24 protein-coding genes and 1 tRNA gene are annotated in these 18,805 nt (G+C 71.4%); 6 read left to right on the top strand and 19 right to left on the bottom strand.

The window, feature by feature from the left end; all coding sequences use genetic code 11:
- Window positions 1-131: 131 nt before the first annotated feature.
- From TBIS_RS02310 to TBIS_RS02275, 9 genes are all read right to left on the bottom strand, one after another.
- Window positions 132-431: a DUF1416 domain-containing protein gene (locus tag TBIS_RS02310; protein WP_013130722.1), complete on the bottom strand. Its 300-nt coding sequence runs from the start codon at window positions 429-431 to the stop codon at window positions 132-134.
- Window positions 431-1,270, bottom strand: coding sequence for a sulfurtransferase (locus tag TBIS_RS02305; RefSeq protein WP_013130721.1), 840 nt, complete (start codon window positions 1,268-1,270; stop codon window positions 431-433). The genes TBIS_RS02310 and TBIS_RS02305 overlap by 1 nt, the downstream gene beginning before the upstream one ends.
- On the bottom strand, window positions 1,267-1,677 hold the full coding sequence (locus TBIS_RS02300; RefSeq protein WP_013130720.1) for a DUF4395 domain-containing protein: 411 nt from the start codon (window positions 1,675-1,677) through the stop codon (window positions 1,267-1,269). Before TBIS_RS02300 ends, TBIS_RS02305 begins: the two co-directional genes overlap by 4 nt.
- 76 nt (window positions 1,678-1,753) lie before the next feature.
- Entirely contained in the window at window positions 1,754-1,843 is a 90-nt protein-coding gene (locus tag TBIS_RS20145; RefSeq protein WP_338113495.1) for a putative leader peptide, read from the bottom strand.
- 26 nt (window positions 1,844-1,869) lie between these two features.
- Window positions 1,870-2,394, bottom strand: a complete 525-nt coding sequence (locus TBIS_RS02295) for a TlpA family protein disulfide reductase (RefSeq protein WP_241019835.1) — start codon at window positions 2,392-2,394, stop codon at window positions 1,870-1,872.
- Between the two features lie 187 nt (window positions 2,395-2,581).
- A complete protein-coding gene (locus TBIS_RS02290) occupies window positions 2,582-3,358 on the bottom strand; it encodes a zf-HC2 domain-containing protein (RefSeq protein WP_083785198.1) in 777 nt (258 codons plus the stop codon).
- On the bottom strand, window positions 3,355-3,933 hold the full coding sequence (locus TBIS_RS02285; RefSeq protein ID WP_013130717.1) for a sigma-70 family RNA polymerase sigma factor: 579 nt from the start codon (window positions 3,931-3,933) through the stop codon (window positions 3,355-3,357). Before TBIS_RS02285 ends, TBIS_RS02290 begins: the two co-directional genes overlap by 4 nt.
- Window positions 3,917-4,597 carry an LmeA family phospholipid-binding protein gene (locus tag TBIS_RS02280; RefSeq protein ID WP_013130716.1) on the bottom strand — a complete coding sequence of 227 codons (681 nt, stop codon included), beginning with the start codon at window positions 4,595-4,597 and terminating at the stop codon, window positions 3,917-3,919. The genes TBIS_RS02285 and TBIS_RS02280 overlap by 17 nt, the downstream gene beginning before the upstream one ends.
- A gap of 131 nt (window positions 4,598-4,728) precedes the next feature.
- Window positions 4,729-4,977: a MoaD/ThiS family protein gene (locus TBIS_RS02275; protein WP_013130715.1), complete on the bottom strand. Its 249-nt coding sequence runs from the start codon at window positions 4,975-4,977 to the stop codon at window positions 4,729-4,731.
- 226 nt (window positions 4,978-5,203) lie between these two features.
- Between TBIS_RS02275 and TBIS_RS02270 the strand changes: the two genes are divergently transcribed.
- A complete protein-coding gene (locus TBIS_RS02270) occupies window positions 5,204-5,959 on the top strand; it encodes a response regulator transcription factor (RefSeq protein WP_013130714.1) in 756 nt (251 codons plus the stop codon).
- Between the two features lie 141 nt (window positions 5,960-6,100).
- Here TBIS_RS02270 and TBIS_RS02265 read toward each other — a convergent pair whose 3' ends face one another.
- The gene (locus tag TBIS_RS02265) at window positions 6,101-7,837 is read right to left on the bottom strand and encodes a bifunctional metallophosphatase/5'-nucleotidase (RefSeq protein WP_013130713.1); all 1,737 of its coding nucleotides are present in this window, start codon (window positions 7,835-7,837) and stop codon (window positions 6,101-6,103) included.
- A gap of 130 nt (window positions 7,838-7,967) precedes the next feature.
- On the opposite strand from TBIS_RS02265, the gene mshD reads away from it, so the two are divergent.
- Entirely contained in the window at window positions 7,968-8,855 is an 888-nt protein-coding gene (gene mshD / locus TBIS_RS02260) for a mycothiol synthase (RefSeq protein WP_013130712.1), read from the top strand.
- A 1-nt stretch (window position 8,856) separates the two neighbouring features.
- Here mshD and TBIS_RS02255 read toward each other — a convergent pair whose 3' ends face one another.
- The 3 genes from TBIS_RS02255 to dcd form a co-directional block, all read right to left on the bottom strand.
- Window positions 8,857-9,858 (bottom strand): inorganic phosphate transporter, encoded by a 1,002-nt coding sequence (locus TBIS_RS02255; RefSeq protein WP_013130711.1) that lies wholly within the window; start codon window positions 9,856-9,858, stop codon window positions 8,857-8,859.
- Entirely contained in the window at window positions 9,859-10,476 is a 618-nt protein-coding gene (locus tag TBIS_RS02250; protein ID WP_013130710.1) for a DUF47 domain-containing protein, read from the bottom strand.
- A 145-nt stretch (window positions 10,477-10,621) separates the two neighbouring features.
- Window positions 10,622-11,197, bottom strand: a complete 576-nt coding sequence (gene dcd, locus TBIS_RS02245) for a dCTP deaminase (protein ID WP_013130709.1) — start codon at window positions 11,195-11,197, stop codon at window positions 10,622-10,624.
- A 281-nt stretch (window positions 11,198-11,478) separates the two neighbouring features.
- On the opposite strand from dcd, the gene TBIS_RS02240 reads away from it, so the two are divergent.
- Window positions 11,479-11,552: transfer RNA gene (locus tag TBIS_RS02240), tRNA-Gly, on the top strand.
- A gap of 254 nt (window positions 11,553-11,806) precedes the next feature.
- Complete coding sequence (locus TBIS_RS02235; protein WP_013130708.1) at window positions 11,807-12,937, top strand: pectinesterase family protein; 1,131 nt, start codon at window positions 11,807-11,809, stop codon at window positions 12,935-12,937.
- A gap of 221 nt (window positions 12,938-13,158) precedes the next feature.
- Here the strand turns inward: TBIS_RS02235 and TBIS_RS02230 are convergent, their stop codons facing one another.
- The 4 genes from TBIS_RS02230 to TBIS_RS02215 all read right to left on the bottom strand — a co-directional run bounded on the left by TBIS_RS02230 (window position 13,159) and on the right by TBIS_RS02215 (window position 15,622).
- Window positions 13,159-13,785 (bottom strand): methyltransferase family protein, encoded by a 627-nt coding sequence (locus TBIS_RS02230; RefSeq protein ID WP_013130707.1) that lies wholly within the window; start codon window positions 13,783-13,785, stop codon window positions 13,159-13,161.
- 34 nt (window positions 13,786-13,819) lie between these two features.
- Window positions 13,820-14,542 carry a cation diffusion facilitator family transporter gene (locus tag TBIS_RS02225; protein ID WP_013130706.1) on the bottom strand — a complete coding sequence of 241 codons (723 nt, stop codon included), beginning with the start codon at window positions 14,540-14,542 and terminating at the stop codon, window positions 13,820-13,822.
- A complete protein-coding gene (locus TBIS_RS02220; RefSeq protein ID WP_242384299.1) occupies window positions 14,539-14,940 on the bottom strand; it encodes an ArsR/SmtB family transcription factor in 402 nt (133 codons plus the stop codon). The genes TBIS_RS02225 and TBIS_RS02220 overlap by 4 nt, the downstream gene beginning before the upstream one ends.
- A 217-nt stretch (window positions 14,941-15,157) precedes the next feature.
- A complete protein-coding gene (locus TBIS_RS02215; RefSeq protein ID WP_242384298.1) occupies window positions 15,158-15,622 on the bottom strand; it encodes a nuclear transport factor 2 family protein in 465 nt (154 codons plus the stop codon).
- A gap of 98 nt (window positions 15,623-15,720) precedes the next feature.
- On the opposite strand from TBIS_RS02215, the gene TBIS_RS02210 reads away from it, so the two are divergent.
- Complete coding sequence (locus TBIS_RS02210) at window positions 15,721-16,035, top strand: DMT family transporter (protein WP_013130703.1); 315 nt, start codon at window positions 15,721-15,723, stop codon at window positions 16,033-16,035.
- A gap of 30 nt (window positions 16,036-16,065) precedes the next feature.
- On the opposite strand, the gene TBIS_RS02205 is transcribed toward TBIS_RS02210, so the two are convergent.
- Window positions 16,066-16,653: a hypothetical protein gene (locus TBIS_RS02205; RefSeq protein WP_013130702.1), complete on the bottom strand. Its 588-nt coding sequence runs from the start codon at window positions 16,651-16,653 to the stop codon at window positions 16,066-16,068.
- Window positions 16,654-16,841: 188 nt separating this feature from the next.
- A complete protein-coding gene (locus TBIS_RS02200; RefSeq protein WP_013130701.1) occupies window positions 16,842-18,017 on the bottom strand; it encodes an erythromycin esterase family protein in 1,176 nt (391 codons plus the stop codon).
- A gap of 90 nt (window positions 18,018-18,107) precedes the next feature.
- Between TBIS_RS02200 and TBIS_RS02195 the strand changes: the two genes are divergently transcribed.
- Complete coding sequence (locus tag TBIS_RS02195) at window positions 18,108-18,794, top strand: TioE family transcriptional regulator (RefSeq protein WP_013130700.1); 687 nt, start codon at window positions 18,108-18,110, stop codon at window positions 18,792-18,794.
- Window positions 18,795-18,805 lie beyond the last annotated feature (11 nt).

Here is an 18,805-nt window from a genome sequence, read left to right as displayed (position 1 = left end):
GGCGGCCCAACGCGTACGGCTCGCTCTCGGCCTGGACCGGCCGCGTGCCTGCCCCGGGGAACGCCGAAGGCCGGCGCGCCCATGGGTGAACGCACCGGCCCGGCGTGCGTGCGGGGAAGGAAGGAGGTGTGTCAGAGGTCGATGGAGACCTGGGTCACCTCGCCGAGCTTGGCCTCCACCTCGACGTCGCGGGTGACGCCGCCCGCCGCGATGATGCGGACGGTCCACCGGCCGGGGGCGGCGAAGAAGCGGAACACCCCCTCATCGGAGACGACGACCTCGCCGGCGAACTCACCCGTGCGGTCGAGCAGGCGGGCGTACGCGGTGCCACCGGTGCCGGTGACCACGCCCTGGATGATGGCCTGGCTCGACAGATCGACCCCCACCGGAAGGGTCACGGTCTGCGCCGGAGCTCCGCATCCCTGACTCATCAGCGGGCCTCCCCAAGCTCGATCGGCACGCCCACGAGCGAGCCGTACTCGGTCCAGGAACCGTCGTAGTTCTTCACGTTCGGCAGGTCGAGGAGCTCGTGCAGCACGAACCAGGTGTGCGCCGAGCGCTCGCCGATCCGGCAGTACGCGATGGTGTCCTTGCTGAAGTCGACGCCGGCGTCGGAGTAGATCTTCCGCAGCTCCTCGTCCGACTTGAAGGTGCCGTCGTCGTTCACGGCCTTGGACCACGGGATGTTGCGGGCCGTGGGCACGTGGCCCGGGCGCTGCGCCTGCTCCTGCGGCAGGTGGGCCGGGGCGAGCAGCTTGCCGACGAACTCGTCGGGCGAGCGCACGTCGACCAGGTTCAGCTTGCCGATCGCGTTGATGACGTCGTCACGGAACGCGCGGATGGACAGGTCCTGGTCCTTGGCCTTGTAGTTGGTGCGCGGCCGCTGCGGCACCTCGGTGACCAGCTCGCGGGACTCCAGCTCCCACTTCTTCCGGCCGCCGTCGAGCAGCTTGACCTTCTCGTGGCCGTAGAGCTTGAAGTACCAGTACGCGTAGGCGGCGAACCAGTTGTTGTTGCCGCCGTAGAGGACCACGGTGTCGTCGTTGGCGATGCCGCGCTCCGACAGCAGGGCCTCGAAGCCGGCCTTGTCGATGAAGTCGCGGCGGACCGGGTCCTGCAGGTCCTTCTTCCAGTCGAGCTTGATGGCCCCGCGGATGTGGCCCTTGTCGTAAGCGGTCGTGTCCTCGTCGACCTCGACGATCACCACGCCGGGCGTGTCGAGGTTCGCTTCCACCCAGTCGGCATCCACCAGAACGGCAGAGCGGCTCATTGAACTCTCCCAGGTTGAAGACGGCGAATGATCAGGTACATCTGGCAGCCGAGACAGAGACCGAAGGCTGCGTTGAGGAAGGCGGCCAGCAATGCCGCTGCTGTCGCGCCGTAGGCCAGCGGGGTGATCCCTGTTGCGAACCCGATCAGACCTGCGATCGCGAACACCGACCCGACACCCTGAGCGAACCGTGGCGGTGCCGCGTCCTCGAGCTCGCTCGGCGGTCCGAGCCGCGGGCGCACGAGCCTCTTGTAGATCAGCCCGTACGGCGAGGCGTCGAAGATGCCGAGCACGAAGACCAGGGCCTGGAAGGCGAGCAGCCACGCGCTGCCCGTCACCAGGACGGCTGCGAGGACGAGGGTGGTGATAACCGCGCTGAAACGGGGGCCTCGAGGGTCGATCTGCATCGTGAGGATGCTCCTGAAGGTTGATCGGACGGCGGCGTGAACGTGAGCGTGAACGCGGACGCCGCAGGAATCACCCTCAGGCCAGGCGACAGAGCGCAGTGGCGACGCGGCAGTAGTCGACCGCGCGGCGCTTGGTGAGCAGCTCTGTCGTGGAAGTCATGACCATGACAGTACCTGTTGTCTCGTGTTCTGTCACACCTTGTCCGAATGCTGAGACGGCTCGTGAGACGTCTCCGCAGCTGGACGAGGTGCGTCATCGTCCACCACCGCCCCCAATGCCGCGATCACGTCGACCTTCCGAGGCCGGCCCGAGGCACGCTTGACAACATTCCCCGAACGGTCGAGCACAAGCACGGTCGGCGTGCGCATGATGCCGAGCCGCCGGACCAGGTCGAGCCGGGACTCGGCGTCGATCTCCACGTGCCGTACCCCGGGCACGATCCGGGCCACCTCGCCGAGGACCACCCGGGTGGCGCGGCACGGCTGGCAGAAGGCGGTGGAGAACTGCACGAGCGTGGCCCGCTCCCCCAGCTCGGCGCCGATGTCCTCGCTGGTCAGCACGGTCGCCCCGGCCGACGGCTCGCCGGGGGACCGCTCCTGCGGCGCCTGATCGGATGCCGGAGCGCTCACCGTGCGCATCCTCCCGTCCCGATGGCGCAGGAACAGGCCGATGACGACGCCGACGGCGAGCGTGACCGCGAGGACGATGACTCCCACCACATCGGTGAGAAACTCTACGCGGCCGGCGATTCATTCCTCCCGGCCGGGCCGGATTCGCGGGCCGAGGTCACCGCTTCCGGCCCTGCCGCGGTCGCCGGCCGGGTACGGTTCTCCTGCGGACGAACCCGGGCCGAGCCGGCCGCCGCACCGCATGACCGCGTGAGCATCGGCCGCGGAACGCGCGTCAGCCCGGGCCGGGCCGGTGCCGTACGGGCACGGTGACGAGCACGTCGCCGTCCGACCCGGTGAGCTCCAGCCGCTGGATGTAGGGGAGCTGCAGGCCGGTCCGCCCCTCGAAGACCACGTTGTCCTCGCGGTACAGCCCGGGCGCGACCGACCAGCTCCCCACGGGGGCGACCGTGCCGTCGGTGCCGATGGCGCGCAGGGTGCACAGCGTTCCGGCGGGCACGCCGGCGACCCGGGCGACGACCTCGGTCCCGCCTTCCCGCGGGATGAGCCGTACGGCGACGCGCATGTCGCCGTTCGCGCCGCGTGCCTCGGTGGCCATCGTGGTCCGCCCATCGCCGGGAGTGGACGCCCGGTCCAGAGCGATCTCGGGCCGGTCCGCCGCGCTGATGTCCGCGGTCTGCGCCGTGGACGTGTCCGCCGCGCTCTCGGCGGCGCCGTTCCGGGCGCCCTGGGCGACGGTGAGCCATGCCGTACCGGCGAGGGCGACCACGGAGACCGAGGCGGCGAGCGCGAGCAGCAGGCGCCGGCGGCGGCCGCGCCGCGCGGCCGTGGTGATCAGCCGGTCGAGCACGGCCCGGGGCGGCTCGCCCACCTGCTCGATGTCCCGCTCGGTCACCCGGGCGAGCAGGGGCGTCAGCCCGGAGAGCTCCTCGGCCTCGGCCCGGCAGGCGGCGCAGGCCTCGAGGTGGGCCCGGACCGCGGCCTCCTCGTCGGCGTCGAGCGCCCCGAGGACGTAGACGCCGAGCGACATCCTCGTCTCCTCGCACGTCATGGCGCCAGCCCCCGTTCCTCCAGGGCGAGCTTGAGCGCCCGGAGTGCGTAGTAGGTCCGTGATTTCACCGTGCCCGGCGGGATGCCGAGGGCCTCGGCCGCCTCCTTGACCGACTTCCCCCGGTAGTACACCTCCAGCAGCACGTCGCGGTGCTCCGGGCGCAGCGACGCGATCGCCTCGGCGATCTCCCAGGACTCGACCGCCCGCTCGAGCTCGTCGTCGGCGGGCACCCGGGCGAGCGCCTCGTCCCCGGTCTCCTGGGGTCGCGCCTGGCGCGCCCGGTGCTGGTCGACCACGAGGTTGCGGGCGACGGTGAACAGCCATGCCCGCACCGGGCGCCCCTCCAGGACGGCGGGGTGCCGCCACGCCCGCAGCAGCGTCTCCTGCACCACGTCCTCCGCCTTGCCCGGATCACCGGTGAGCCGCAGCGCGTAGCCGTACAACGGCCCCGCGTGGTGGGCGAAGAGCGCCCGCACGAGCTCCTCGCCGGTGCCCGCTCCCGTGCCCACACCCTTGTCACGTACGGCGGGGCCGGGCGGTTCGCCGGCCCGCCCCGGTTCAGCGGAATCGGACATCGGTCGCCGTCCCGGTCAGTGCGAGCCCATCGGAGGTCGACGTCACCCGGGTGACCTTGAGCCCCAGCGGGAGGTTCGGGATGGGGACGGTGAAGGTGAGGAGCCGTTCCGCGTTCGGTACCTGCATGCCGCCGCCGACGTTGACGCTGACCGGTGTGAGGCGGATCTCCCCCCGCCCCACGTGGATCTTCATCTCGGCGTCGACCGGGACCCGCTGCCCGAACGCGGTGACCCTTCCGGAGACCTTCACGGTGTCGCCGCCGGTGCCCGTCACCCGGATGCCGGGCGGCGCGAACTCGGCGATCGTCTTCATGGAGATCACCGCGGTGCCGGTGATCCGCTCGGCCCGGACATCGGCGTTCGCGCTGTCCTCGATCAGCTCGCCGAGCGGGGCGGTGACCCCCTCGAGGGTGGCGTCGATCCTCGACAGCGTGATCCCGGCCTTGGTCACCTCGCCGGCGCTCAGGGAGATCTCCTCGAGGCGCCCGGAGAGGGCCTGGGTGAGGAACGGAAAGCCCGTGATGTCCACGGAGACCGGGTCGGGGAGGTCGAAGACGGCCTGGACTCGCCGGGCGATCTCCCGCTCGGCGCCCACCACGGCGACCCGGTCGAGGCCTACGAGCAGGGCGGCGAGCACGAAGACCGACACGAGCAACTTGCGCATCCGAATCCTCCGGGAAGCACGCGTCGCCCCCACACTAGGGCCTCACCGGTCCGTTTCGTGCGCCAAGGGCGAGGGCACGCCCGGGCCGGCGCCGGTCCGCCGCCCACGCCGGTGTGCCGTGCCGCGCGGCCTCACCCGCCGGCGAAGGGCGGGAGGACCTCGACGACCGCGCCCTCCGGCAGGCGGATGGTGCCGGGGTCACGGGTGCCCGCGGGCGCCCCGTTCACGAGAAACGACGATCGCCGCAACACGCGCTCCAGCTCCGGATTGCCGGAGATCCGGCGGATCAGCTCCCCGAGGGTCTCAGCCTCGAAGGGCTCCTCGGCGACGCCGGCGGCGTCCTTCGCCGCGGCCCAGTAGCGGACCGTCCCGCTCGCCATTCGCCGGTCACCTCCCCCTTTGCCTTGACGATCACATTACGTGATCGCGTGAGCCATCCGCCTGTTACGAGCTCTTAACACGGAAGACCCACAGGTGAAGCGCAGATCCGCTGAGCTAACCTACGACAGAAGGGACCTGGGCAACGGCGCCCCCGGGTCCTTATGTGTTTGCGCCGGCGGTCGCAAGGCGGGCGCAGACGGAACGTTCGGATTCGAGGAGGCGCGCGTGAGCAACCTGCTCCTGCTGACCAACGCGCTCGAGCCCTCCACCGAGATACTCCCCGCACTCGGGCTGCTGCTCCACCCGGTGCGGGTGGCCCCGGCAGAGGCCAGCGCGCTCATCGACGCACCGCCCGCCGACGCGATCCTCGTCGATGCGCGCCGGGAGCTGATCCACGCCAAGAGCCTGTGCCGCCTGCTGCGGACCACCGGGCTCACCGCCCCGCTCATCGCCATCGTGACCGAGGGCAGCCTCGCCGCGATCAACGCCGAGTGGGGCGTGGACGACGTGGTCCTGGAGAGCGCCGGCCCGGCCGAGGTCGAGGCCCGGCTCCGGCTGGCCATCGGGAAGCTCTCCACCTCCGAGGCGGAGAAGGCTCCGGGGGAGATCCGCAGCGGGGACCTGAGCATCGACGAGGCCACGTACACCGCGCGGATCCGCGGCCGGGTGCTCGATCTCACGTTCAAGGAGTTCGAGCTGCTGAAGTACCTCGCCCAGCACCCGGGCCGGGTGTTCACCCGGGCCCAGCTCCTGCAGGAGGTCTGGGGGTACGACTACTTCGGCGGCACCCGGACCGTGGACGTGCACGTCCGGCGGCTGCGGGCCAAGCTGGGCAGCGAGTACGAGTCGCTGATCGGCACGGTGCGGAACGTCGGCTACCGGTTCGTCCCCGATCGGGGCGGGGACCAGCAGAACAAGGTCGCCCGGGAGAAGGCCCGGGAGGCCGCCCGGGAGAAGAATCCCGAGGAGCAGCACGCCTGACCGGCGGGCGCGCCCACGCCCGGCACCCGGCAGGTCGGGTGGCCCACCCGCGGGCGGACCACCCGGGAGCTGCGACCGGAGCGGCCGTGGGCGGAGGCCGCGTGCTCTTCCGCCCGGTGGATCACCGGATGAACCGGCGGATCACCGGATGAACGTGATGCGGTCCGTGGCCGGCGGGTCCACCGGGGAGTGGGCGCTGAGGTAGGCGACGAACGCGTCGATGTCGAGCGGCCCGCTCCACAGCTCCGTGCCCTCGGTGAACACGGTGAAGCCGTCGCCGCCGCCGATGAGGAAGTTGTTCGCCGCCACCCGGATCCGCTGGGTGTCGGTCACCGGGATGCCGTTGATCTTGATGTCGGAGACCCGGGAGCCGATGGGCTTGGTCAGGTCGGCCGTGTAGGTGAGCGAGGCCGACGGCTGCAGCACCCGGGTGTAGGACTCGGTCCACTGCTGCTCGAGCAGCCGGCGGAGCTGCTCCCCGGTGAGCGTGACCACCTGCACGAGGTTGTTGAACGGCTGGACCGTGAAGGCCTCGCCGTACGTCACGACCCCGTCGCCCTCGGACCCGCTGGCCGGGTAGGTGAGGTCGGCGCGGACACCGCCGGGGTTCATCAGCGCGATCTCGGCGCCGCCCTCCCGGGCCGCCTCGAGCTGGGCGTCGGCGATCAGGTTGCCGAGCGGGGACTCCCCGGCCCCGGACGGGTCGCGGGCGATGGTGGCGGTGATGTTCCCCACCGGCCGGTTGGCGACCACGGAGACCCGCTCCTTCCAGGTCTGCACGTACGCCTCGACCTCGGGGTCGGGGGTGATGGTGCGGGTCACCACGTGGTTGTCGGCGGACACGGACGAGCGGATGACGTCCCGCGTCTTGCGGTCGACGCGGAAGTCGATCTGGGTGATGATCCGCCCGAACGACGAGCCCTGGGTGTGGTACCGGTCCTGGCCCGCCGGGTCCTTGATCTTGCAGATGTAGGCCTGGTGGGAGTGGCCGGAGATGACGAGGTCGATCTCGGGGTCGAGGCCGGCCGCGATCCGCGAGCCGGGGCCGGGCACGACCGGGCAGGTGTCGGGGCTCTGCGGGGTGGCGACCTGGTCACCCTCGTGGACCAGGACCACCTGGGCCTTCACCCCCTTGGCGGCGAGCAGCCGCGACACCCGGTTCGCCGCCTCCACCTCGTCGGTGAACTCCAGCCCCTGGATCCCGGAGGAGGTGACGATGCTCGGCGTGGTCTGGGTGACGAGGCCGATGAAGCCGATCTTCACCCCGTTGACCTGCTTGATGACGTACGGCGGCAGGGCCTCGGCGCCGTTCTTCTCCCGGACCACGTTCGCGGCGAGGTAGTCGAAGCGGGCGCCCTTCCACTTGCCCGCGGGGGAGCACCCGTCGGTGGGGTGGCAGCCGCCGTCCATGATCCGCTTGAGCTCGGCGTACCCCTCGTCGAACTCGTGGTTGCCCGCCGCGGAGGTCGCCAGGCCGAGCTTGTCGAGCAGGGAGACGGTCGGCTCGTCGTGGTAGGCGGCGGAGATGAGCGGGGAGGCGCCGATGAGGTCACCGGCGGCGACGACGAGGGTGTTCCGGTCGCGGAGCCGCTTCAGGTGGGCGGCGAGGTAGGCGGCGCCCCCGGCGTCGACGGTCTGCCCGGTCTCGTCCACGATGCGGCCGCTCGAGCCGGTCGGGGGTTCGAGGTTCCCGTGCAGGTCGTTGATGGTGAGCAGGCGTACCGGCACGGAGTGGTCCGGTTTGGAGCCGCCGTTTCCGCGGCCCTTGGACGCGCTCTGCGGTGCGGGGTCGGCACCCGCGGGGAGCGCGGCGAGGGCGAGGACGCCCGCCACGGCGGTGCCGGCGACCGCCAGCCGGGTGAGAAAGGCTTTGGTCATGCCCCGAAGGTAAAACGGTGATCTAAGCAACGCATGACAAAAACGGTAACGTTTTTTCACCAAGAATCAGTCAGATCGTACGTGCCCCGCTGTGCGCCACGTGACGGGTCGATCGCCTAAGGTGCGAAACATGACGGTGCGCGTGGAGATCCGGGAGACTCCTGGCGATCAAGAGGCCGTGCTCGCCCTCGCCGAGGCCGCCGCGGAAGCGGACGGCGTGCGCCCTCTCAACGAGCAGACGCTGCTCGCCCTGCGGTACGGCGGGCCGTCCGGGGCCCGGTTCCTGCTCCTCTACGACGGTGATGAGCTGGCCGGGTTCGCGTACCTGGAGCCGTCCGATCCCCCGAGCGGGGAGCTCGTCGTCCACCCGGGCTTCCGCGGCCGCGGGCTCGGCGGCCGGCTGCTCGCGGCCGTCCTCGACACCGGCGGCAAGGGCGTGCGGCTGTGGGCGCACGGCGACCTTCCGGCGGCGGCACGGCTCGCCGCGGGCTTCGGCATGACCCGGGCGCGGGCGCTGTGGCGGATGCGCCGCCCGCTCACCACGCCGCTGCCCGCCCCAGAGCTCCCGGAGGGCGTACGGCTGCGCACCTTCGAGCCGGGGCGGGACGAGGAGGCGTGGCTGGCCCTGAACGCCCGGGCCTTCGCCGACCACCCCGAGCAGGGCTCCTGGACCTTGGAGGACCTCAAACGGCGGCAGCAGGAGCCCTGGTTCGACCCGGCCGGGTTCTTCCTCGCGGAGCGTGCGGGCACGCTCGTGGGCTTCCACTGGACCAAGGTCCACGCGCAGGCGGAAGGCGCAGACGGGCCGATCGGGGAGGTGTACGTGGTGGGGGTGGACCCGGAGGAGCGGGGAACCGGCCTCGGCCGGGCGCTCACCCTCGCCGGCCTGGCCCATCTGCGCTCGCGCGGCCTGGACCAGGTGATGCTCTACGTGGACGAGGCGAACACGGCGGCGGTCAGGCTCTACGAGTCGCTCGGGTTCACCAGGTGGACCGTGGACGTCATGTACCGGCGGTGAGTCACACGCGGAAGATCAGGTGCAGCAGGCCGTAGGAGAGGGCGGCGACGACGGCGGCGGCGGGGATCGTCAGGACCCAGGCGGTGACGATGTTGCCGGCGACGCCCCAGCGGACCGCCGACAGGCGCCGGGTCGCCCCCACCCCCATGATCGCGGTGGTGATGGTGTGGGTGGTGGAGATCGGGGCGCCGAACCCCATGGCCGCGCCGTACAGCACGGAGGCGGCCGCCATCTCGGCGGCGAAGCCGGCCGGGGCGTTCAGGTGGATGATGCGCCGGCCGAGCGTGCGCATGATGCGCCAGCCCCCGGCGTACGTGCCGAGCGAGATCGCCGCGGCCGCGATGGTGATCACCCACTCGGGGATCGGGTCGGTGGGCGCCACGTACCCCCCGACCACGAGGGCGAGGAAGATCACGCCCATCGTCTTCTGCGCGTCCTGCAGGCCGTGCCCGAGCGCCATCGCCGCGGCCGAGACGGTCTGGGCGTACCGGAAGCCCTTGCCGGTCCGGTGCGGGTTCGAGCGCCGGAAGATCCACAAGATCGCGATCATGATCAGCGCGCCCAGGGTGAAGCCGATCACGGGCGACAGGATCATGGGGATCACGACCTTCTCCACCACGCCGCTCCAGGAGACGCCGGCGCCGGCCGCGAGCGCCGAGCCGACCAGGCCGCCGATCAGGGCGTGGCTGCTGGAGGAGGGCAGGCCGAAGTACCAGGTGATGAGGTTCCACAGGATCGCACCGATCAGCGCCCCGCCCACGATGAGCAGGCCTTGCTGCCCGTCCGGCGGGGCGATGATGCCCTTGCCGACCGTCTGGGCGACCGAGGTGCCGAGGTGCGCCCCGATGAAGTTCATCACCGCTGCCATGATCAGCGCCGTACGCGGGGTGAGCGCGCGGGTCGAGACCGAGGTCGCGATCGCGTTGGCGGCGTCATGGAAACCGTTGGTGTAGTCGAAGATCAGGGCGATGACGATGACGCCGATGACGAGTGCGAGCTCCACTTAGCTTTCCTTGACAGCGATCGACTCGATCGTGTTCGCCACGTGCTCGAACGCGTCGGCGGCGAGCTCCAGCTGCTCGATCACCTCACGCATCTTCATGACCGTGAGCGCGTCGTACTCCCCGCTGAAGAGCTTCGCCAGCAGCCGGCGGTAGATCTGGTCCGCCTGGTTCTCGAGCCGGTTGATCTCGATCCAGTACCCGTTGAGGTGCTGCATCGAGCGCAGGCGCGGCATGGCGTCGGCGGTGAGCTCGGCGGCCCGCTCGAGCACCTCGACCTGCTGGATGACATCCCTGGGCAGCCGGTCGATCTGGTAGAGCACGATGAGGTCGGCCGCCGCCTCCATGAAGTCCATCACGTCGTCGAGGTTCGACGCGAGGCGGTAGATGTCCTCGCGGTCGAAGGGCGTGATGAAACTCTCATTGAGGCGATTCATGATCGCGTGGGTGTGCTCGTCACCCGCGTGCTCGCAGGCACGCATCTTCTCCGCCAGCGCCTCCCGGTCGGAGCCGTCGCTGATGATCTCGACGAGGACACGCGAGGCAGTGACGATGTTGTTGGCCGCGTGCGCGAACAAGTCGTAGTAGCTGTCCTCACGTGGTGTGAGACGCAGTCGCACGTTGTTCTCCAGGGTGCGGGGGACAGTCCGCAGAAAGGGTACGGGTAACCACCTGAATTACGAAGTTCAGCCCACGGCAACCCGCCTGTAACGGTCTTACCCGGACATGCCAGGCTGACGCGGCCCCCGTCATGATCGGTTCCACTCAGACCTTGGTCCGGTGAAAGTTCAGGTAGGACCGGCTCGGCGTCGGCCCGCGCTGCCCCTGGTAGCGCGAGCCGTACCTCGGTGAGCCGTACGGGTACTCGGCGGGCGAGCTGAGCCGGAACATGCAGAGCTGGCCGATCTTCATGCCCGGCCAGAGCTTGATCGGCAGCGTGGCCACGTTGGAGAGCTCCAACGTCACGTGCCCTTCGAAGCCGGGGTCGATGAAGCCGGCGGTGGAGTGCGTGAGCAGGCCGAGCCGGCCCAGGCTCGACTTGCCCTCGAGGCGCGCCGCCACGTCGTCGGGGAGGCTGATCACCTCGTATGTGCTCGCGAGCACGAACTCGCCGGGATGCAGGATGAAGGGTTCGTCACCGACCGGTTCCACCAGCCGGGTCAGATCGGGCTGCTCCACCGCCGGGTCGATGTGCGGGTACCGGTGGTTCTCGAAAACCCGGAAATACCGGTCGAGCCGCACGTCGATGCTCGACGGCTGCAACATCTCGGGGTCCCACGGGTCGATCTTGATCCGCCCCGATTCGATCTCGGCGCGCAGATCGCGGTCGGATAGGAGCACGAATGCAAGGCTAATCGGCCGCCCGCAATCCGCCCAGGGTGTCCCCCTGGGTGGCTTCTCCGCGGTGCCCGATAGTATGCGGGTTTCCCTCACGATTGCCCAAGTTTGGCGGTAGAACGGCCGATTGGCACGTACCGTGACATGCGGTGCCGGAACCCTCACCCAGCGTCCACCGGTCGCTGGGACGCGCTCGTCCGCCGCATTCCGCGATGACGACGTGCACCACGCGCCCGAGGTTTCCGCTACAGTATGGGGACGGAGCGACCTCACGGTCGCCCCACGCGGGTGTAGTTCAATGGCAGAACATCAGCTTCCCAAGCTGACAACGCGGGTTCGATTCCCGTCACCCGCTCCAGCCGAAGGCCCGGGCCGGGACTCCCGGCCCGGGCCTTGATCATTTCTACGTCCTTGCCCACGACCCGTGGAAGGTGCGCGGTGGTGTAGCGGGCCACCCCGCCGCACCGGTCGGCGGCGAGCGCAGGGCCTGACGATCGGCGGCCGCCCCCGGACCGATTCCCATCCGTCATTGACACCGCTGAGGGCGAAATTTACCGTGCTGGTGTTCGCATCTACGGAATCTGTTCATATATGTGACCAACCGGAGCCGTGATGTCGCACACCCCCCTGATCGGCCGACGACAGGTGCTGGCCGGTGCCGCCGGGATCCTGGGTCTCGCCCTCGCGTCACCCGCGCGCGCCGCCCACGTGCCTCCCTTCGGCCGGTACGGCTCGCCCCGCCACCGCCTGAACGACCGCACGCTGTACGTGGACAGCCAGGGCCGGGGTGACTACACCACCGTGCAGGCCGCCGTCGACGCGACCCCGGACTCGCCGGCCGAGGGCTGGACCTTGGTGATCGCCGCCGGGACCTACCGGGAGACCGTCCTCGTGCCGCAGGCCAAGACCGGACTGTGCTTCCTCGGCGCCACCGGCGACGCACGCGACGTGGTGATCGTCTACGACAACGCGGCCGGCACGCCCAAGCCGGACGGCGGCACGTACGGAACCAGTGGCAGTGCCACCGCCACGATCCAGGCCGACGGCTTCACCGCCGCCCATGTCACGTTCGCCAACGACTGGCTGCGGGCCGACCATCCGGAGATCACGGACACGCAGGCGGTGGCGGCGAAGGTCATGGGCGACCGCTCCTACTTCGAGCGGTGCCGCTTCCTCGGCCATCAGGACACGCTGTACGCCGACACCCGCAATGTGGCGACCTTCGCCCGGCAGTACTACCGCGAGTGCTACATCGAAGGGGACGTCGACTTCGTCTTCGGCCGCGCGACCGCCGTCTTCGAGCGATGCGAGCTGACCACCTTGGCGAGAGACGTGACGTTCCGTCCGTACGGCTTCGTGTTCGCACCGAGCACGGCCGCCGCCAACCCGCACGGCTTCCTGGCGGTGCACTGCGTGATCAACGGGCCGGCGGCGGATGCGTCCTTCGGCCTGGCCCGGCCCTGGCGGCCCAGCAGCGACCCGACCGCCGTCCCGTCTCTGGTCGTACGCGAAACCTGGATGGGCCCGTCGATCGACGCCGCCACGCCGTACGTGGACATGAGCTCGGGGTATCACTGGCGGGACGCACGGTTCGGCGAGTTCCACAACAAGGGACCGGGCGCTGCGATCCCCGTGCCCGAGAACCGGCCGCAGCTCACCCCCCAACAGGCCGCGGAGCACACCCCCAGGAAGTACCTCGGCGACTGGCACCCCCGTCCGGCCCTGCTCCCCCGCCCACACTGACGCTCGCGACCAGGGCCGGGCCCTGCTCGAGCTCCTGGCCTGCTCCCCCGCCCGCACTGACCACTCGCGTCGGCGCTCCGGCGGGCGGCGACGTCGACGGTCACCGCCGGGAACGCCCCTCCGCCACCGGCCGGCCGTACGGCCGCGCCGCCGGTCGGTGCAAGATCACCTCGGCCGCCTGGGGCGGAGACCTGCGACTTCCGGTCCTGCTCCCGCCCAGGTCAGCGCCCGGCGGGCGCCCCGGACCGGCGCAGGCGCCCCAGGCCGGGCAGGAACCGGCCCACCCTGGCCGCGTACCGCGCGTACGCCTCGCCGTGCACCCGCAGCAGGTACGGCTCCTCGACCGCGCGCACCTGGACCTCGATCGACACCACGGTCAGCGCCAGGGCGGCGAGCGAGACGACGTTCGGCACCATGGCGGCCAGGCCCGCGGCGGTGATCATCATCGCGGTGAAGATCGGGTTGCGCACCATCGCGAACGCCCCGGTGGTCACCAGGTCGGTGCGCTCGGACTCGTCCACCCCGATCCGCCAGGACGCGCCCATGGACGCCTGCGCGGCCAGCACGGCGGCCGTGCCGAGCAGGGCGAGGATCAGGCCGGACACGCGGACGACCGGCACGTCCAGCGCGGGCACCGCGGCCAGGCCGGCCAGCTCGGCCACCGGGCCGGCCGCCACCGCGACCAGGGCAGCGATGAACAGCAGCCGCGCCCACCACTGCACGCTGCCCGGCCGCAGCCCGCCGCCGCGGAACCCGGTGTCGCCGGTCCGGCGCCACTGCACCCAGGTCCGCACGCCGAACGCGAGCGCCAGCGAGACCAGATAGACGGCCAGCGCGGTCAGCGCCATGAGGTCACCTCACCACGATCGAGCGGGACGCGGGTCATGAGCAGCACGCGCAGCCGGGCCCGCAGGCCGAGCACCCGGGCTCTCCGTCCGCCCGCCCGGACAGGGCCGCCGCGGGATGGAGCGGCGGCTGGCAGCACGCGTCGCCGCGCCAGGCCTCCAGGCCCTCCTTGACCGCCACGCCCGCGATGACCAGCGCCGCGACCGGGTCGGCCCACGCCCAGCCGAACAGGCTGTTCACCGCCAGCCCGGCCAGCAGCACGGCCGACAGGTACGTGCAGAGCAGGGTCTGCTTGGAGTCGGCGACGGCGCTCGCCGAGCCGAGCTCCCGGCCGGCCCGCCGCTGGGCGTACGACAGCACCGGCATGATCACCAGCGAGAGCGCCGCCAGGATCAGCCCCGGCGTGGAGTGCTCGGCCTCGCCGCCCCCGAGCAGCGCGGCCACCGAGTCCACGGAGACGTACAGCGCGAGGGCGAAGAAGGACAGCGCGATCATCCGCAGCGCCCGCCGCTCCCGGCGCTCCACCACCTCCGGGTCGCGCGCGGAGAACTGCCAGGCCACCGCCGCGGCCGAGGCCACCTCGATCACCGAGTCCAGCCCGAACGCCACCAGCGCGCCGGAGGAGGCCACGGACCCGGCGGCGATCGCCACCACCGCCTCGATGACGTTGTAGGAGATGGTCGCCGCCACGAGCAGCCGCACCCGGCGCATCAGCACGGCCCGGCGCTCCGGCGACGGCCCCACGGTCAGCGCGGTCATCCGGCCGTCCCCTCCCCCACCGCCGGGGCCTCCGCGGGCCGGGAGCCCGCGCAGGCCGTGCCGTACGTGGGACACAGCGCCACCGCCTGGTCGGTCGCGGCGAGCAGGGCCTCGGCCGAGCGCAGCAGGTCGAGCAGCTCCGGGGTGGCGATGAAGTAGAAGGACTGCCGGCCCTCGGCCCGGTAGTCCACCAGCCGGCAGTCGCGCAGGCAGGCCAGGTGCTTGGAGACCGTGGACTGCGGCAGCGCCAGCTCGCGGGTGAGATCCACGACCCGGGCCTCGCCGCGCGCCAGCCGCTGCACGATCGACAGCCGCACCGGGTCGGCCAGCGACCGGAACAGCGCGGCGGCGGGTGCCAGCGCTTCCCGGGAGATCATTCCAGTCTCGGAATCAATCATAATATCGTGATGATATCTCGGATTCGTGTTCGAACAAGGCGCGGTCCGGGGCCGGGCTGGGTGAGCGGCCGCCGGGCAGAGCACGACCGCGGCCGGCTCCCGCCCCGGCCAGCCTTCGCCTTCCCGGATCGACGCCCGCCGGTACGGCCGGGCCGGTGATCCCGGCACGTCCGCCCCGGTACGGCCGGCAGGGGGCGCCTCCGCCGCGCGCCGGCGGTCAGCCCAGGTCGGCGGGCATCGGCTCCTGCGGCGGGAGCAGCGTCCCCTGGTGGAAGTAGAGCCGCCACCCCTGTTCGGAGCGCCGCCAGATGGAGCTGCGCCGGGCCCGCCGGCCGTTCTCGTCCGAGACGTAGGTGAGGTGGACGATCCCGGGGGCGAGCAGCCTGCCCTTCATCTCGCTCACCGTGATCCGGTACGGCGGCGCATCGGACTCCTGGGTCAGCGCGTTGATCAGCGAATGCCGGTCCCAGAGGCGCCCCGACGCCCCGATCTCGGTGAACTCCGGGTCGAGGAGCTCGCCCAGGAGCACCGCGGACGAGCGGACCTCCCACTCGAGCAGGCGCATCTCCCCCGTGATCGCCGCCTGCACCGGATCGTCGTGCTCGCCACCCATGTCGATCAACCTATTCCCCGGCGGCTCCCGGACCATGACCGTCAGCCCGGAGCCGGAGACAACGGACAACACGCGATCATTCATGCCGGACGGGCCGGTACGAGTGCGTCGTACCCGGCGGGAGAAGATGAGGCGGGAGATGGCCGTCTCGTGGAGGTCCCTGAGCCATGGCGTGGGTCGTCCTGATCGTCTCCGGCATGCTCGAAACGGCGTGGGCCGTGGCGCTCGCCGAGTCCAAGGGCCTGACCCGGCCGTTACCCACCGCGCTGTTCGTGCTCTCCCTCGCGGCGAGCATGCTCGGCCTCGGCTACGCCCTGCGCTCGATCCCGGTCGGCACCGCGTACGCCGTGTGGGTGGGCATCGGGGCGGTCGGCACCGCCGTGTACGGGATGGTCGTGTTGGGCGAGCCGGCCACGGCCGGGCGGCTGATCTGCCTGGCACTGATCATCAGCGGGGTCGTCGGGCTGAAGCTGCTCCACTGACCCCGGCCGCCCGGACCCCCGGGTGAGCCGCTAGTCCGCCCAGTGGAACCAGGCGTCCCACACGCGATACGGGCGTTCGCCGAGCGTGGTGTCGATCTCGAGCGTGGGATCGATGGGCAGCATGAGGATCTCCGGATCGAGGAAGGCGAAGCCGTACCCCTCGAGCAGCTCCGCGAGCTCCCAGAGCTCCGTCCGCGAGGCCGGCACGGTGTCCTCCGGCAACCGGTCCCGGTGGGGAATGCTGGAGGACCGGGTCCCGGGGCGCGGCCCATACCACACGCGGCTGTTGCCGAAGAGCACCGCGAACGGCGCGAGCCGGCACAGGGCCAGGGTCCATCCCGTGAACCTCGTCCAGCCGTCCGCAAAGGTCTCGCGCAGCGACCCGTCCCGCTTGGTGAGGAAGACGTCGACGAAGGACGCGTATCCGGAGCCGTAATGCCCGAACTCGGCCTCCACGACGCACAGCTCCCGCATGCCGTTCATCGCGTCGACCACCCGGTGCAGGAACGCCTCGATGGCCTTCGGGCCGCTGTTCCACGGCCACGTCGTGCCCACCGGTTCGTCGCGCACCGCGCGTTCGATCGCCGCGGGATCGGTCGCCAATGCCGTGTCGACCACTTCCGCTCGCCTTCCTGCTCGGCACTCGCCGGCCCGACCGGCGGATCCCCGTGTGCTCACCGCACGCGCGTCCAGGACGGCCTGCACCGAATCGTGGCCTTCGCCGCCTATGTCGATCAACTCGATTTCTCCGCTGACCCAAGAAGGAGACGATCGGCGGCGGAGCCGGAAACCATCGGGAAGAGCCGTCATTCGCGCGGACCGCGCGGCCAGTCCGGGACGCGCACCCTGCCGAGGAAGAGGACGCCGTCGGCCGTGCCGATCTGGGCGGGGTCGAGGGGGAAGTAGGCGTAGTGCGGTGACGTGCGCGGGGCGGCGCCCGGGACCGCCGCGGCGAGGGCGCGGGCATCGGCGAGCGCGCGCTCCCAGGGGAGGGTGGCGAGCGCGCCCTCGAGGGTGCCCGGCGGGGGGCCATCGTCACCGAGCGCGCCCAGGGCCGAGGCGATGAACGCGTACCGGTCGCCCAGGTGCGCGGAGACGAGCGCGCCCGCGCTCCACCACGCCAGCTCCTGGTCACCGAAGGTCATCGTGCTCCCGCTCCGCTGCAGGTGCAGGTTGTGGGAGAAGACCAGGACCGGGCCGTGGGCGGCGATCGCGCGCAGATTGGCGGCCATCAGCGCGTCCCGCACCGCCGACAGCCGGGACACCCGAGCCGGGGAGGTGTCGGCCATCCAGTGGTGGTAGCGCAGCAGGCCGACGGCGGTCCGCGCGTACAGCTCCGCGCGCTCCCGGTCGGCCGGGCTCAGCCGCGGCGCCTGGGTCTCCAGCAGCGTGATCAGGTCGTCGGTGATCAGCCGCAGCCGCCGGGCGTCGTCGCTCTGGCCGATCGACCGGGAGGGGTCCAGCACCGTGGCCTCGTCCGACCACCGCGCGTCGGGGCCGAGCAGCTCGTCGATCGTCTCCCAGGAGCACGGCGGGCCGTCGACCAGCGCGTACAGGCCGGCGAGCGCCTCCCGCGGGCTCGCCGCCCAGTACTCCAGCGGGCCGTCGATCCCGAAGAACCTGAGCCGGTCGCCGTGCCGTTCGTTGTGCTCCCGCATCCAGCGCACCAGCTCGCGGTTGGCGGGGAAGGCGCCGAAGCCGTGGCTGAAGCCGCGCTCCATGACCTCGTCGAGGTCGCCGGCGCCGGTGGTGACGTACTCGTCGACCAGGAGGGCCTTGAGGCAGTCGCTCTCGATGGCGAACGCGCGGAAGCCCTCGTGCTCGACCAGGTGCCGGAAGATCGCGTTACGCGCCTCGCCCAGCTCGGTCACGAAGTGCATGGCCTCGCCCAGGCCGAGCAGGTCTGGCCGGGCGGGCAGTGAGCGCAGGAAGGCCGATACGGCCGCGCCGTCGAGCGGCCGGGCCGCGTCCCTGATTTCCATACCTTTTACGGTATCGTTGAACCTTCAATGTAAACTTTTCGCGCCTTTCCAGGCGATTCATACGGTGAACCTTCAACCGTCGGGGCAGCCATGAGGCCGGTGGACCTGGCGCGCGAGCACGGCCTGTCCACGCAGGCGGTGCGGAACTACGAGAGCGCGGGCATCCTCCCGCCCGCCGGGCGCACCGCCGCGGGCTACCGCGTCTACACCCCGGTGCACGCCGCGGCGCTGCGGGCGTTCCTCTCCCTGGTGGCCGGGCACGGGCACGCCATGGCGACGGCGATCATGCAGGCGGTGAACCGGGGCGCGGTCGACGAGGCGCTGCGGCTCATCGACGAGAGCCACGCGCGGCTGCTGGAGGACCGCCGCACGCTCGAGGCGGTCGAGGCCGCGCTGCGCGACCTCGCGCCCGCCCCGCCGCCGGAGCCGGGCGGGGTGCACATCGGCGCGCTCGCCCGGCGGCTCGGCGTACGGCCCGCCACGCTGCGCAAATGGGAGAAGGCCGGGCTGGTCCGGCCGCGCCGCGATCCGCGCACCGGCTACCGGGTGTACGGCGCGGCCGACGTCCGGGACGCCCGGTTGGTGCACCAGCTACGGCGGGGCGGTTACCTGCTGGCGCAGATCGCCCCGCTGATCGCCCAGGTGCGGGCGGCCGGGGGCGTGGAGCCGCTGGAATCGGCGATCCGCTCCTGGCGGGAGCGGCTGGCCGCCCGGGGACGGGCCATGCTCACTGGCGCCGCCGACCTCGAGGCCTTCCTGCGCGCCCGGCAGGGCTGACCGGCGGGACG

This window comes from Thermobispora bispora DSM 43833, from assembly GCF_000092645.1.
Lineage (GTDB): Bacteria > Actinomycetota > Actinomycetes > Streptosporangiales > Streptosporangiaceae > Thermobispora > Thermobispora bispora.
Note: the sequence above shows the minus strand (reverse complement) of the source record. Positions and strands in the feature narration are given on the sequence as shown.